Source organism: Anaeromyxobacter terrae, assembly GCF_022690685.1.
GTDB lineage: Bacteria > Myxococcota > Myxococcia > Myxococcales > Anaeromyxobacteraceae > Anaeromyxobacter > Anaeromyxobacter terrae.
Window position 1 is genome coordinate 1 of sequence record NZ_JALCYY010000029.1, and the last position, 14,005, is coordinate 14,005.

A 14,005-nucleotide genomic window follows, 5' to 3' on the forward strand; every position below is an offset into this window, starting at 1 on the left:
CGGTCGCGGTCGGGGTCGGGGTCGCGGGCGGGGTCGCGGTCGCGGTCGCGGTCGCGGTCGGGGTCGGGGTCGGGGTCGGGGTCGCGGGCGGGGTCGCGGTCGGGGTCGCGGTCGAGGTCGCGGTCGGGGTCGCGGGCGCGGTCGGGGTCGCGGGCGCGGTCGGGGTCGCGGGCGCGGTCGGGGTCGCGGGCGCGGTCGGGGCCGCAGTCGGAGTCGCGACCGTCACCGCACGCGCCGGTGCCGTCGAAGGCGCGGGCGCGGGGTTCGCCCTTCCGCTCTGTGCGGCTGGCCGCGGAGCGCTCGCGGGCGTCGCCTCGGGCGCCGTCTGCGCGAGCGCGGGGATGGCCTGGAGCAGTGCGGCGAGGGCGAGAGCGCGCATGGCGCGCATGATACGCCCGAGGCCGCGCCGCGGCGAAGGCGGCGCACGACGCGGCTCTCGCACTTTTCCGCCTACGCGCGGAACGGGTTCACGAGCAGGATCGTCTGCCCGCGGTCGGCGCCCACGGAGAGGCCGACCACCGGCACGCCGACCAGCTCTTCCACGCGCTTCACGTACGTGCGCGCGCGGGGCGGCAGATCGTCCCAGCTGCGCAGGTGGTCGAGCTTCTCGCTCCAGCCCGGCAGCTCCTCGTAGATCGCCTCGGCGCGCTCGAGCAGCTCCGGATCCGACGGCATCTCGTCGAGCACCTTGCCGTCGACGCGGTAGCCGACGGCGATCTTCACCGTGTCGAACCCGGTGAGCACGTCGAGCTTCGTCATCGCGATGCCGTGCAGCCCATTCACGCGGGCGGCATAGCGCAGGGCGAGGACGTCGAGCCAGCCGGTGCGGCGGGGACGGCCGGTGGTCGCGCCGAACTCGCCGCCGATCTTGCGCAGCCGCTCGCCGGTCTCGTCCTTCAGCTCGCTCGGGTAAGGGCCGCCGCCGACGCGCGTCGAGTACGCCTTGGAGATCCCGAGGACGTAGTCGACCGCGGTCGGGCCGAGACCGCACCCCACCACCGCGTTCCCCGCGACGGTGTTCGAGCTCGTGACGAACGGGTACGTCCCGTGGTCGACGTCGAGCATCGTCCCCTGGGCGCCCTCGAACAGGAGCTGCTTGCCGTTCTGCAGCGCGCGGTGCAGCCAGAGGGACACGTCCGCGGCGTAGCGCGCGACCCGGCGGCCGAGCTCCGCGTAGCGGGCGACGATCGCCGCCTCGTCGAGATCGGGCGTCGCGCCGAGCCGGCGCAGCTCCTCGCGCGCCGCCGGCAGCCGCTCCTTCACCTTGCGCTCGAGCCGCCCGGCGTCGAGGAGGTCCCGGATCCGCAGGCCGCGGCGCGCGACCTTGTCCTCGTACGTCGGCCCGATGCCGCGGCCCGTCGTGCCGATCTTGCCGGCGCCCATCGCCTGCTCGCGCGCGATGTCGATCGCCTTGTGCCACGGCATGATCACGTGCGCGTCGAGCGACACCACGAGCTGGGCGTCGTCGGCGAGCGCGTTCCGGCTCTTCAGCCGGTCGACCTCCATGACGAACACCTCGGGGTCGAAGACGACGCCGTTCCCGATGACGCACGACTTGCCGGGGTGGAGGATGCCCGCGGGGATGAGGTGGAGGACCGTCTTCTCGCCGTTCACCACCAGCGTGTGTCCGGCGTTGTTCCCCCCCTGGAAGCGGACCACCACGTCCGCGTGCTCGGTGAGGAGATCGACGATCTTTCCCTTGCCCTCGTCGCCCCACTGGGCTCCGACGACGACCACGTTCGGCATTTGAAGGCTCCCTGGGTGGACTTCCGGCGCGCGCAACTCGAGGTCGCAGCGCCACGCAGGTGCGGCACGATACCAGGGCGGACCGGGATCCGCTAGCGCGGACGGCTGCGGCCGGACCGCGCGGTGCGCTTGCCCGTCCGGCCGTTCGCGCGCTCCAGCGCCTGGGTCGCGAACTCGAGGTCGACGGCGAAGCCGATCGCGGGTCCTGGCCGGCCGAATCGCGCGAGGAGCTCGTCGTATCGGCCGCCCGCCGCGACGGCGCTCCCCGCCCCCGGCGCGTAGCCGGCGAAGGTGACGCCGGTGTAGTACCCGAGACCGCGCGTCTCGCCGAGGTCCACCGAGACGTCCTTGACGCCGCGGCGCCGGGCGATCTTGAGCGCCGCCTCGACCTGGCCGAGCGCCGTGCCGGCGCCGGGGACCTCCCGGACGAGCTTGCGGGCGCGGGTGAGCGCGCCGTCGCCGTAGAGCGTCGCGAGCTCCGGGAGCGCAGCGCGGGCGCCAGCCTCGCCGCGCGCCTTCCTCGCGAGCGCCGCGAGCGCGTCCTCGTCCTTGCGCGACAGCGCCTCCCACGCCGCGGCGCGCCCCTTCGGCGCGAGCCCTGCCGCGTCGATGACCGCGTGGGCGAAGCGCGCGTGACCGACCTCCAGCACCGCGGCGCCGAGGCCGACCCGCTCGAGCGCGCGCGCCAGCACCACGAGCGCCTCCGCATCGGCCGACGGCCCGCCCGCCCCGAGCAGCTCGACGCCGGCCTGGTACACCTCGCGCGGCCGCCCCGCCCGCGCCTCGCGGGCGCGCAGCACCGGACCGTCGTAGCAGAGCCGCGCCGGCGACGGCAGCGCGTCCGGGCGCGCCGCGTAGAGCCGCGCGATCTGCGGGGTGATGTCGGGCCGGATCGCGACGACCTCTCCCGAGCCGGGCTCGACGAACTTCATGACGTCCGCGAGCGCCGCGGCCGAGAGCCCGCGCTCCACCACGTCGAGCCGCTCGAGCGTGGGCAGGAACAGGCGCCGGTAGCCGAACCGCGAGAACACCTCCTGGAGCTTCGCGGACAGCTCCGCCAGGTGCGCAGAGTGATCGGGGAGGAGATCGCGCAGGCCGGACGGGAGGGAGAGGTCGAGCATCGCGCGCGACTCTATCTCGCCCCCGCCCGGCTGCGAAAGGGGATCGGACCGCGGCTGCTCGCGCGGACAGCCCCGGCCTCGCGCGCGCTAATCGCTGATGGTGATACGGATCCTCGCCGCGCGGGATCTCCCCGGGCACCGCCGGGCGCGGCTCGTACCCCGGCATCGGCGCGCGCTCCTCCGGGCTGACGGCGCGCGAATGCGCAGCGCCCTCGGTCCGGGACCACTTGGGCGCCGAGCTCTGGCTAGAGCGCGATCGCCTGGACCGAGCGGACGTGCGGTAGGCGGCGCAGCTTCTCGAGGAGCTCGGGCGGCGGCGCGGAGTCCACGTTCAGGAAGGCGAACGCCCGAGAGCGGTCCTCGACGCGGGACAGCGAGATGCGCGCGATGTTCACGCCCGCGGCGCCGAGCGTCGTGCCGAGGCTCCCGAAGACGCCCGGCGCGTCGTCGTTCTCGCAGAGGATCACCTGCCCGTCCGGCACCGCCTCGACCCGGAACGCGTTCACCCGCACGATGCGCGCGTCCCGCTTCCCGTACACCGTCCCGGCGACCTGGGCCTCGCCGCCCGCGCCGCGGACGGTCACGGTCACGAGGCTCGCGTAGTCGTGCGGCTCGGCCGAGCGCGTCTCCCGCACCGCGAGCCCGCGCTCTCGCGCGATCGCCGGCGCGCTCACCTCGTTCACCGGCGTATCGAGGAACGGCCGCAGGATACCCACGAGCGCGCGCGCGACGAGGGGACGGAGCGGCACCGCGGCGAGCTCGCCCGCGACCTCCACCGCGACCTCCGTCGGGCCCTGCGGCGCGATCTGCGCGGCGAGCGCGCCGAGCTTCTCCGCGAGCGGCAGGTAAGGCGCGAGCTGCTCCATCACCTCCGGCGGCAGCCCCGGCGCGTTCACCGCGTTCCGCACGACCCCGCGCACGAGGTAGTCCGCGAGCTGCTCCGCGACCGCGATCGCCACCGCCGACTGCGCCTCCTCGGTGGAGGCGCCGATGTGGGGCGTGAGGAGCACGTTCTCCAGCGCGAGCAGCGGGTGATCGGCGGGCGGCGGCTCCTGCTCGAGCACGTCGAGCCCCGCGCCGGCGAGGTGCCCGGAGCGCACCGCCTCGGCGAGCGCCCGCTCGTCCACGATCCCGCCCCGGGCGCAGTTCACCAGGATCGCGCCCTGCTTCATCTTCGCGAGGGCCGCTGCGTCGACGAGGTTCCGGGTCTTCTCGGTGAGCGGGACGTGGACCGAGACGACGTCCGCCTCGCGCCAGAGCGTGTCGAGGTCCACGAGAGACGCGCCGAGCTTGGCGGCCGCCTCGGGCGAGATGAACGGATCGAAGGCCACGACGCGCATCCGCATCGCCAGGGCGCGCTCGACGAGGACCGAGCCGATGTTCCCGATGCCCACGACGCCGAGGGTCCTGCCGGCGAGCTCGTGGCCCTGGAACCGCTTCTTCTCCCACTTGCCGCCCTTCACGCTCGCCGTGGCGGCCGCGACGTGCCGCGAGAGCGCCAGGATCATGGTCAGCGCGAGCTCGGCCACCGTGATCGACGAGCCCCCGGGGGTGTTCATGACGACCACCCCTCGCCGGGTGGCCGCCTCGAGGTCCACGTTGTCGACGCCCACCCCGGCGCGACCGATCACCTTGAGCCGGGCGGCCTTCTCGAGGAGGCGCGCGGTCACCTTGGTCGCGCTCCGCACCGCGAGCCCGTCGTATTCGCCGATGATCTGCTCGAGCTGGTCGGGCTTGAGCCCGACCTTCACGTCCACCTCGAGCCCCGCGCCCTGGAGGATCCTCACGGCCTCCGGCGAGAGGTCGTCCGACACGAGCACGCGCGCCGCCATCACTCCACCCTTGCTCGGCCCCGCAGGGCCGGGTTCCCGGCAGCGCCACGCGCGCCGGCGAAAGCCACGAGCACGCCGTCCGGGGATCCGGACGGCGTCCCGCCACGCCGCAGCGCGGCATGAGGGGAAGGGATTCTGTTCGGGGGCCCCGCCCGGCAAAAGCTCCCGGCGGGGCGCTCAGCGTCGATCTGGCGCCGAGCGGGCTCGGGCGGAGGCTATCGCCGCCGCAGTCCGCCGCAGACGAGCTCGACGATGTCGCGCTTTGCGCGGTCGATCGCGTCCTCATCCCCCGCAGGAACGACGCCGACCACCATCCCCGACACCGCGAGCTCGAGGGCACCGAGGAGGCCGGTCGCGGCGATCACCGGATCGAGGTCCGTCCGGAACTCGTCCGCCCGCTGCCCCTGACGGACCACGTCGGCGACCAGGTTGACGGCGAGATCGAAGGTCTCTCGGGTCGAGCCGGCGCGGAGCCCCTGGGGCGTCCGCGTCACCTCCAGGATGAGGACCCGCACCGCGGCGGGGGCCGCCTTGTACACGTCGAAGACGAACCCGAAGATCGCCGCGATCTTGTCCGCCGCGGAGCCGGGCCCCTCGTCGATGGCGCGGATGGCGTTGACGAGGATCGCCCACTGCTCCGCGAAGACGCTCTCGAGCAGCTCTTCCTTGTTCCGGAAGTAGTGATACACGAGCCCGTACGCGACGTTCGCCGCCCGCGCCACGTCGGCGATGCGGCAGCCGTGGTAGCCCTTCTCGGCGAAGACGCGCACCGCGGCGTGAAGGATGGCGCGGCGCTTCTCGGGCTCATTCCCCTCGGCGTTCCGCGCGGCATGCGGCGGTGTTCGGGTCCGGCTCACCCGTCGATTCTCCAGTCGAGGTTCACGTATCGCAACCCCCGCAAACGCCGGACGAGGCGCTCGGGGGGCGAGAGTCTACCGACTCGCACCCGCGATCGTCGACCCCACCGGGGACAAATCGATCATCGCCTTGGGAGTGACCGTCCCGCAGTCGTCCAGGGTGACGACGGCGGCCACCCTGAAGCAGCGGCAGGGCGACTGCCAGGCGAACGTGGCGACCTGCTGCTGGACGTGCAGCGCAGAGACCTCGCGCGGCGACTCGCCGGAGCACTGGCGTATCACGCGCCGGCTGGGGAACAGCACGTCGTAGGTCGCCGTCGCGCCGCCCAGCCGGGCCGTGACGCCGGCGTTGCCCAGGGGCACCGCCTCGAGGGGCGCGGGGCGGAGATCGAAGAGCGGATCGAGGCCGGCGACGAGCGTGCCGGAGGCGCCTCGTCCGATGGAGAGGATCCCGAGGCGCAGCGCGTCCCCGCGACGATCGGAGAGGGACGTCCAGGCGCGAAGCTCCGTGAAGCGATCGAGCGGCGAGGACGGCAGCCGCGGCGTGCCGGTGACGGGCACGGGCTCGTGCCGGTCGTCGATGGCGAGGAATCGCGCCGAGGCGTCCGCGCTGAACCGCCCGGTGCGCAGCGCGCCAGTCGCGAAGGTCTCCCCGAAGCGGTCGGCTTCGAGATCGTAGTCCTGGCCGAGCTCGAGCCGAAGCAGATCGGCTCCGCGCAGCGAGAGGCGCGTATCGACCGCGGCGCGGAGCTGCTGGAAGCGGCCGCGCGGCGTGGCGGACAGGATGGGCAGCGGGAGCTGGACCGCCCCCGGGGGCGACACCACGGACGAGCGCTCGACCCGATCGAGCGCGTCGTACGCAGCGGGAAGATCGGCGCTCCCCGCCGCCTCGCTCCCGATCCGCCACTCCACCCACGGCGTCACCCGGTGCTGGATCGCACCGAACGCGCGGCCGATGGTCGTCTCCAGGCGCGTGCCCGCGATGCCCCAGGCCTGCGCCGCGGGGTCCATCCCGTCCTCGAAGGTGTAGCCGAGCGCGGCACCCCGGACGAACGGCTCGAGCACGACCGCGTTCCCCACGAGGAGCGGCGCGGCGATCTCGAGCCTCAGGTCACCGCGAGAGGCGCCGGGTCGCAGCACCCGATCGACGCCGGACGGACGCGGGACCTCGTACGGCGTACCGCCCGGACTGCCGTCCGCCACCAGACCGCGGAGGCTCCCGCCGTCGAGCGACGCGGCCGGGGCGAAGCGCGTCGCCCCCGCCCTTCCCTCCAGCCGCAGCGGCCCGAGGAAAGTCGGCAGGAGGGTCGCCGAGGCCCACGGCCAGCGGTGCAGCTCGTCGACGTCCCGTCCGAAGAGCCCGTACCCCTCCGGCGAGACGAGGAGCGGCTGCAGGTAGGACGCGCCCGCTTCCAGCACGAGCGCGTCTCGGGCGTGCTCGGCGATCACGTCGGATCGCCGGTAGCTCGTGCCGCGCGCGAGGATGTCCGTCGAGAAGTCGCGCGGGAGGAGCGGGTCGCCGTAGAGCGCGATGTCCGCGCGGAGCGAGGTGCGGTCGGAGAAGCGCTCCGCGTGCCCGAGGGACAGCGCGTAACGGTTTCCGGACTCGCCGTTCGTCTCGGCGTCGAGGTCGCGGAGCCAGGTCAGCTCGGCGCGGCCCTGAGTCCCCACCGCGGGTGCCCACCGTCCCTCGAGTCGCGCGGTCGGCCCGCGCACCGAGGCGGCGCCCTTGGCGACGGCGGCGCTGCCCTGCCCGAAGGCATAGCCCGGCGTGAAGGTGAGGTCGGCGCTCCGCCCCAGCGTGACGAACAGGGGGAGATCGACGGCGAAGCGGGTGGCGCCGCTCGACACGAGCTGCGGAAGCAGGAGCCCCGTCTGCCGATCCCCGAGCGGAAGGTAGAGCCAGGGCAGCGGGAGCACCGGCACCGGGTGGTCGACGAAGAGGAACCGGGGCGTGACGTACAGGACGGGCCACGAGAGCGTGGCGCGCTTGCCCGGGATGATGTCGGCGTTCCCCGCGCGGATCTCCCAGGAGGGCGCGCGCCCCGGCCCGCAGTCGCAGAGCGTGAGCCGGGCGCCAGAGAGCTTCAGGCGTCCGGATGGGTCGCCCCGGAGCGATGTGCCCGAGAACGCGAGCCGGTTCGGGCCCATCCCGCGCGCCGCGTCGATGGACTCGGCCCCGCCGAGCTCCACCGGGCCCGTCTTCAGGAACGCGACGACGTTCTGCGCCTCGAACGGGCCGCCCAGCACGGCGGTGACCCCTTCCGCAGCGACCGCGCGCGTGGCGTCCGTGAGGAGCACGCCGCCCGTCGCGACGACCTCGCTCGTCTCGGGGTCGTACCGGGCGGTCCGGGCGCGCAGGACGACCGTGCCCCGGCGCAGCACCGCACCGTCCTCGACGAGGAAGCTCCCGGTGGAAGCGTCGTAGGTGACGGTCCCGGCGTCGACGTGGATGTCGCCCTCGGGGAGAGCGCCCCGACGCGCAGCGGCCGCCGGCGCCTGGGCGGCGGCGAGGCGCGCGACGAGCGCGATGGCGATGAGGAGCGGGACGCGGCGCACGGCGAGGGCGCGATTCTACGCAGCGCGCCGTCGCTGTCGCGTCAATTCGCGGCAGGGGCCGCTGCCGGCGCCTCGCCCTCGAGCGCGGCCGGGACGGGGTCGGCCTCGGCGCCCTCGGCGGGCGCGGCCCCGGCGGGCCCGGCGACCGGCAGCGACGTCGGAGCGGCGGGCCGCTCGAAGTCGATGGCGAGCATGTCGCCCTCGATCCGCTGCTGGTACGGGACGCGCTCGCGCAGCTTGATGTCGAGGACGTAGCTCGAGCCGCGGCGCGCGGGGGTGACCACCGCGACCGCGGACGAGAAGAACGACGTGTCGAGGTGGCGCAGATCGTTCCGGCGCGTCGCGCGCGTGTTCTCGAGCTCGACCCGGATCACGTTCTCGCCGACGTCCTGGACGGAGAACCGGGGCGTCACGCTCGTGCGAACGAAGACGCGGGAGGCGCCGGGGAGCTGGCGGAACCCGACCTCGCGGAGCTGTGCTCGCGGCGCGCCCACGTCGAGCCGCGCCGCGGAGGCGTCCGTGGACGCCTCGGCCATCGCCGGGGCCGGCTCCGGAGTGGCGCGCTCCGCGGCGGCCGGCGACCGCTCCGGCGCGGGCGCCTCGTCGAGCGCGGCCGGCTTGCCGTTCGCAGCGGCGAGCTCGCGCTCCGCGGCCGCCCGAGCCTCGGCGGCTGCGCGCGCGTCCGCCTCCTCCTGCGCCCTGCGCTCCGCCTCCGCGCGAGCGCTGCCCTCGGCCGCGCGCGAGTCCGCCTGTTCACGGGCCCGGGCCTGCGCCTCGGCCTCGGCCTTCGCGACCGCCTCCTGCCGTTCCTTCTCGTACGCCGCGCGGGAGTCGGCGGCGGCCTTCGCCTCCGCGTCCGCGCGCGCCTGCTCGGCCGCGGCTGCGCTCGCCTGGTCCGCCTCGGCGGCGGCCGCCTTCTTCTCCGCGGCGGCGGTCTCGGCCTTCTCGGCCTCGGCCCGCGCCTTCTTCTCGGCCGCGGCACGGGCCTCGGCCTCCGCCTGCGCCTTCTTCTCGGCCGCGGCACGGGCCTCGGCCTCCGCCTGCGCCTTCTTCTCGGCCTCGGCGCGCGCCTTCGCCTCCTCCGCCTCGCGCGCCCGTGCGCCTGGGTCCGCCGCGACGGCCGGCGCCGCACCCGCCGGCTTCGCAACCCTCACGACGAGCGTGCTCCCCTCCGCCCGCACGTCGGGGGGATCCACGTCGAGCTGGAACGCCACCATGATGCGGGCGATCGAGGTCGCCTCGGAGCCGTAGGACAGGTTCTTCACGAGGTTCACGACGCCGTTCCGGACGACGACGTCCTCCGGGACGCCCTGGAAGCGCGCCTCGGAGAGGTCGATCACGAAGCGGGGCGGATCGGCCATCGAGAAGGTCGTGAAGTTCGGCGGCTTCGAGCCCTTCACCTGGAGCACGACCGCGTCCCCCTCGTCCTTCACCTCGACGGCGGTGACGACGTTGAGGCCGCCCGCGGCGCGGGCGCTGCCCGCGAAGGCGAGGACGAGCGCGACGAGGTGGCGAGGACGCATGCGTGGGCTCCCCAGAGAGGTCGGCCGGCAGGATAGCATGCGACCGGGCGGCCCCTCAAAAAAAGCCCAGGCGTTCCAATGCGATATCTGACTACCTGGGCGCGAGGAGGCCGCGCGCCTCGCCCACGAGGTAGAGCGAGCCGGCGACGCACACGACGCCGTCCGGCGCCGCCGCCCTTCGCGCGCAGTCGATCGCCTCGACGACCGAGGCGTGCACGTCCGCCCGCGCACCGAGGCGGCGCGCCGCCTCCGCGACCTCGGGCGCGGGGCGGGCCCGGGGCGACGCAGGCGTCACGACGTGCAGCGCCCGCGCGGCCGGGGCGAGCGCCTCGAGCATGCGCGCGTGGTCCTTGTCGGCGAGCACGCCGAACACGAGCTCGACCGGGCGGCCGGGGTGCATCGTCCGGAGCGCGGCGGCGAGGGCGGCCGCGCCATCCGGGTTGTGCGCCCCGTCGAGCAGCACGCCCGAGATCTCCTCGAGCCGCCCCGGCCAGCGCGCGGTCGCGATGCCGCGGACGATCGCCTCGTCCGAAAGCGCGACCCCGCTGCGCGCGAGCTCGGCCAGCGCCGCCCGGGCGAGCGCGGCGTTCCCGCGCTGGTGTGGCCCGGAGAGCGCGATCGCCCCGGCGTAATCGGGCGGGGCGACGACGAACGGCGCGCCGCGCCGGGCGGCCTCGGCCCGCAGCGCCTCGAGCGCCGCGGGTGGCTGTCGCCCGTGCACCACCGCGGGCACGCCCGGCTTGAAGATTCCGGCCTTCTCGAAGGCGATCTGCTCGACCGTGTCGCCGAGGAGCTGGGTGTGGTCGAGGCCGATCGCCGCGATCGCGGTGACGCGCGGGACGATCGCGTTCGTCGCGTCGAAGCGGCCGCCGAGCCCCACCTCGACGACCGCGGCGCCGACGCCCACGTGTTCGAAGTGGAGGAGGCCCGCGAGCGTCGCGAACTCGAAGTAGGTGAGCCGGTCGCCCTCCCCGCCCGCGTCGTGCCACGGGCAGGCGCGGCGGATCTCGTCGATCACCGAGGCGAGGTCGCCGTCGCCGATGGGCGCGCTCGCCACCTGGATCCGCTCGTTGAAGCGGACGAGGTGAGGCGAGGTGTAGAGCCCGACCCTGTGGCCCGCGTCCTCGAGGGCGGCGGCGGCCATCGCGCAGGTGGATCCCTTCCCGTTCGTGCCGCCGACGTGCAGCACGGGGTAGGCGCGCTCCGGATGGCCGAGCGCGTCGAGCGCGCGGTGCATCCGCTCGAGCCCGAAGCGCATCGCGAGCGGCTGCAGCCCGGCGAGGTAGGCGTGGGGATCGGCCATGGCGGTGTGTAGTGCCCGGCGCGGGGCCGCGCCGGGCCGGGCGCGGCCGCTCGCGCGCGGCTCAGCCGAGGAGCGACAGGAGCTGCCCGAGGCGATCGCGCAGATCGTGGCGGTGCACGATGGCGTCGATCATCCCGTGCTCGAGGAGGAACTCGCTGCGCTGGAAGCCCGGCGGCAGCTTCTCGCGGATGGTCTGCTCGATGACGCGCGGCCCGGCGAAGCCGATGAGGGCCTTCGGCTCGGCGATGACGACGTCCCCGAGCCAGGCGAAGCTCGCCGCGACGCCGCCCGTGGTCGGGTGGAGCATCACGGACACGTAGGGCTTCCTGACGGCACGGAAGCGGTGGAGCGCCGCCGAGGTCTTCGCCATCTGCATGAGGGAGAAGATGCCCTCCTGCATCCGGGCGCCGCCGGTCGAGCTGAAGACGATCGCCGGCAGGCGGCGCTCGTAGGCGCGGTCGAAGACGCGCGTCACCTTCTCGCCGACGACCGAGCCCATCGAGCCGCCCATGAACTCGAAGGCGAACGAGCCGATCGACACCTGCTGCCCGGCGATCGAGCCCACCCCCGAGATGAAGGCGTCCCGCAGCCCGGTGTTCTTGTAGGTGCCCTTCAGCCGGTCGCGGTACTTCTTCGCGTCGACGAAGCCGAGCGGGTCCTGCGGGGTGAGATCGGCGTCGAGCTCCTCGAACGAGCCGGGGTCGAGCACGAGCTCGAACCGGCGGCGGATCGGCAGCGCCTCGTGCTGGCCGCACGAGGGGCAGACGTTCCACTCGCGCTCGAGCTCCGCGCGCGCGACCACGTTCTCGCAGCCCTCGCACTTGTGCCAGATGCCCTCGCCCTTGGCGGGCGGCGGCGGCGGGGCAGCGGGGGTCGATTCCCTCGCCTTCACCTTCTTCTGCTTGGAGAACCAGGGCATTTGCGGTGGGTGACCTCGGAAGGAAGTGGTGCTTAGCCGACCTCACGCGCCAGTGTCAACGAACGCCCCGCGACGCGGCGCGGCAGAAACGCGGCCGGAAACTGGCGATGACGGATCGCTCCGCTACGATGCCCGCCAGCACTCCGAGCGAAAGCCGCTCCCCGATGCGCCTCACCACCGTCCTCCTCGCCGCCCTCCTGCTCCTCGCGGTCGCGCTCTAGGCGACCGGGAGCCCGCGCCCCCGGCGCGGCCACGACGCGCGCCACGCGCGCGCCGGCCGACGTTCGCCCGCAGCGGGAGCGGCTTGCGGACGTCGCTCCGTCGCGGTAAGGGGCCCGCCATGTCCCTGACCTACCGCGACGCGGGCGTCGACATCGACGAGGGCGACCGCCTCGTCGAGCTCATCAAGCCCCACGCCCGCCCCACCCTCCGCCCAGAGGTCCTCGCCGGGATCGGCGGGTTCGGGGGGCTCTTCGCGCTCGACGTGAAGAAGTACCGCGAGCCGGTGCTCGTGTCGGGCACCGACGGCGTCGGAACGAAGCTCAAGGTCGCCTTCGAGGCGAACCGCCACGACACGATCGGCATCGACCTCGTCGCGATGTGCGTGAACGACGTCGCGGTCGTCGGGGCCGAGCCGCTCTTCTTCCTCGACTACTTCGGCACCGGAAAGCTCTCCGCCGAGCAGGGCGCCGAGGTGGTGAAGGGCATCGCGGAGGGGTGCCGCCAGGCCGGCTGCGCGCTCATCGGCGGCGAGACCGCGGAGCTGCCCGGCTTCTACGCGCCCGGCGAGTACGACCTCGCCGGGTTCGCGGTGGGCTGCGTGGAGCGGTCGCGCATCGTCGACGGCAAGACGGTCGCGAAGGGCGATCGGGTCATCGGCGTCGCCTCGACCGGGCTCCACTCGAACGGCTACTCGCTCGCGCGGAAGGCGCTCCTCGAGAAGCACCCGCTCGGCGAGCGCTTCGACGCGCTCGGGGGCCGGACGCTCGCGGAGGCGCTCCTCGAGCCGACCCGCATCTACGCGAAGGACGTGCTCGCGCTCCTCGAGACCGTCCCGGTCAAGGCGTTCTCCCACATCACCGGCGGAGGCCTGCCCGGCAACGTGCCGCGCACCCTCCCCGACGGCACGCGCGCGGTGCTCGAGGAGCGGCGCTGGCCGAGGCCGGCGATCTTCGACCTCGTCGAGCGCGAGGGCGGCGTGCCGCGCGACGAGATGTACCGGACGTTCAACATGGGGCTCGGGCTCGTCGCCGTCGTCGCGCCCGGCGACGAGGCGGCCGCGCACGCGGCGCTGCGCGCGCGCGGGCTCGACGCGTGGACCGTCGGCCAGATCGAGGACGGCGCCGGCGAGGCCACCTGCGAGGTGGTGCGGTGATCCGGCTCGGCGTCCTCGCCTCGGGCGGCGGCACGAACCTGCAGGCGATCCTGGACGCCTGCGGGGCCGGCGGCGCCGCGCGCCGTATCGACGCCGAGGTCGCCGTGGTCGTCTCGAACGTCCCCACCGCCGGCGCGCTCGAGCGGGCGCGCCGCGCGGGTGTGGCGACCGAGGTGCTCCCGTCGAAGGGCGTCGCCGATCGCGAGGCTTACGATCTGCGGCTCGTGGAGGTCCTGCGCGCGCACCGGGTCGGGGTCGTGTGCCTCGCGGGCTACATGCGGCTCGTCACGCCCACCTTCCTGCGCGCCTTCGGCCCGACGCCCGCGTCCCGCGGCTGCCCGCACGTGCTGAACGTCCATCCCGGCCTCTTGCCGAGCTTCCCCGGGCTCCACGCCCAGCGCCAGTGCGTCGAGTACGGCTCGCGCTTCGCCGGCTGCACCGTGCACTTCGTCGACGAAGGGACCGACACCGGCCCCGTGATCGCGCAGGCGATCGTGCCCGTCCTGCCCGAGGACGACGAGGCGGCGCTCGCGGCGCGCATCCTGGAGCAGGAGCACCGCCTGTACCCGCAGGCCATCCAGTGGCTGGCGGCGGGCCGGCTCTCGGTCGAGGGGCGGCGCGTGCGCGTGGAGGGTGCGCGGACGGCGCCTGCCGTGCCCGTCACGAACCCCGTCGTGGAGCTCGGCTGAGCGACCGGCCGGCTGCCCGGCCGCGGAATCGCGCGCCGCGTCAGACAGGGGTTTGGCGCGCGGCCGAACCCGAGTAGACTC

General features: G+C 74.5%; 10 protein-coding genes and 1 pseudogene. 2 read left to right on the forward strand and 9 right to left on the reverse strand.

From position 1 onward, the window contains the following. The 9 genes and pseudogenes from MNY62_RS14055 to accD form a co-directional block, all read right to left on the reverse strand. Positions 1-379, reverse strand: a pseudogene (locus MNY62_RS14055) (hypothetical protein); the annotation flags it as partial. Positions 380-450: 71 nt separating this feature from the next. Next, positions 451-1,746, reverse strand: a complete 1,296-nt coding sequence (locus MNY62_RS14060; protein ID WP_242344807.1) for an adenylosuccinate synthase — start codon at positions 1,744-1,746, stop codon at positions 451-453. 92 nt (positions 1,747-1,838) lie between these two features. Next, the gene (gene hisZ, locus MNY62_RS14065) at positions 1,839-2,867 is read right to left on the reverse strand and encodes an ATP phosphoribosyltransferase regulatory subunit (protein ID WP_242344808.1); all 1,029 of its coding nucleotides are present in this window, start codon (positions 2,865-2,867) and stop codon (positions 1,839-1,841) included. Positions 2,868-3,112: 245 nt separating this feature from the next. After that, positions 3,113-4,699, reverse strand: a complete 1,587-nt coding sequence (gene serA / locus MNY62_RS14070; protein ID WP_242344809.1) for a phosphoglycerate dehydrogenase — start codon at positions 4,697-4,699, stop codon at positions 3,113-3,115. 215 nt (positions 4,700-4,914) lie between these two features. Further along, the gene (locus tag MNY62_RS14075) at positions 4,915-5,556 is read right to left on the reverse strand and encodes a TetR/AcrR family transcriptional regulator (RefSeq protein WP_242344810.1); all 642 of its coding nucleotides are present in this window, start codon (positions 5,554-5,556) and stop codon (positions 4,915-4,917) included. Positions 5,557-5,631: 75 nt separating this feature from the next. Next, the gene (locus tag MNY62_RS14080; protein WP_242344811.1) at positions 5,632-8,115 is read right to left on the reverse strand and encodes an LPS-assembly protein LptD; all 2,484 of its coding nucleotides are present in this window, start codon (positions 8,113-8,115) and stop codon (positions 5,632-5,634) included. Between the two features lie 41 nt (positions 8,116-8,156). Continuing rightward, the gene (locus MNY62_RS14085) at positions 8,157-9,638 is read right to left on the reverse strand and encodes an AMIN domain-containing protein (protein ID WP_242344812.1); all 1,482 of its coding nucleotides are present in this window, start codon (positions 9,636-9,638) and stop codon (positions 8,157-8,159) included. A 91-nt stretch (positions 9,639-9,729) separates the two neighbouring features. Then, complete coding sequence (locus MNY62_RS14090; protein ID WP_242344813.1) at positions 9,730-10,941, reverse strand: bifunctional folylpolyglutamate synthase/dihydrofolate synthase; 1,212 nt, start codon at positions 10,939-10,941, stop codon at positions 9,730-9,732. Between the two features lie 61 nt (positions 10,942-11,002). Beyond that, complete coding sequence (accD, locus tag MNY62_RS14095; RefSeq protein ID WP_242344814.1) at positions 11,003-11,860, reverse strand: acetyl-CoA carboxylase, carboxyltransferase subunit beta; 858 nt, start codon at positions 11,858-11,860, stop codon at positions 11,003-11,005. Positions 11,861-12,200: 340 nt separating this feature from the next. Between accD and purM the strand changes: the two genes are divergently transcribed. Both purM and purN read left to right on the forward strand, forming a co-directional pair. Further along, positions 12,201-13,235, forward strand: coding sequence for a phosphoribosylformylglycinamidine cyclo-ligase (gene purM, locus MNY62_RS14100; protein WP_242344815.1), 1,035 nt, complete (start codon positions 12,201-12,203; stop codon positions 13,233-13,235). Next, positions 13,232-13,924 carry a phosphoribosylglycinamide formyltransferase gene (purN, locus tag MNY62_RS14105; protein ID WP_242344816.1) on the forward strand — a complete coding sequence of 231 codons (693 nt, stop codon included), beginning with the start codon at positions 13,232-13,234 and terminating at the stop codon, positions 13,922-13,924. Before purM ends, purN begins: the two co-directional genes overlap by 4 nt. Positions 13,925-14,005 lie beyond the last annotated feature (81 nt).

Coding starts and splice junctions, on each gene's coding strand:
- MNY62_RS14060 (WP_242344807.1), bottom strand. CDS start 1,746: ATGCCGAACGTGGTCGTCGTCGGAGCCCAGTGGGGCGACGAGGGCAAG.
- hisZ (WP_242344808.1), bottom strand. CDS start 2,867: ATGCTCGACCTCTCCCTCCCGTCCGGCCTGCGCGATCTCCTCCCCGAT.
- serA (WP_242344809.1), bottom strand. CDS start 4,699: ATGGCGGCGCGCGTGCTCGTGTCGGACGACCTCTCGCCGGAGGCCGTG.
- MNY62_RS14085 (WP_242344812.1), bottom strand. CDS start 9,638: ATGCGTCCTCGCCACCTCGTCGCGCTCGTCCTCGCCTTCGCGGGCAGC.
- MNY62_RS14090 (WP_242344813.1), bottom strand. CDS start 10,941: ATGGCCGATCCCCACGCCTACCTCGCCGGGCTGCAGCCGCTCGCGATG.
- accD (WP_242344814.1), bottom strand. CDS start 11,860: ATGCCCTGGTTCTCCAAGCAGAAGAAGGTGAAGGCGAGGGAATCGACC.
- purM (WP_242344815.1), top strand. CDS start 12,201: ATGTCCCTGACCTACCGCGACGCGGGCGTCGACATCGACGAGGGCGAC.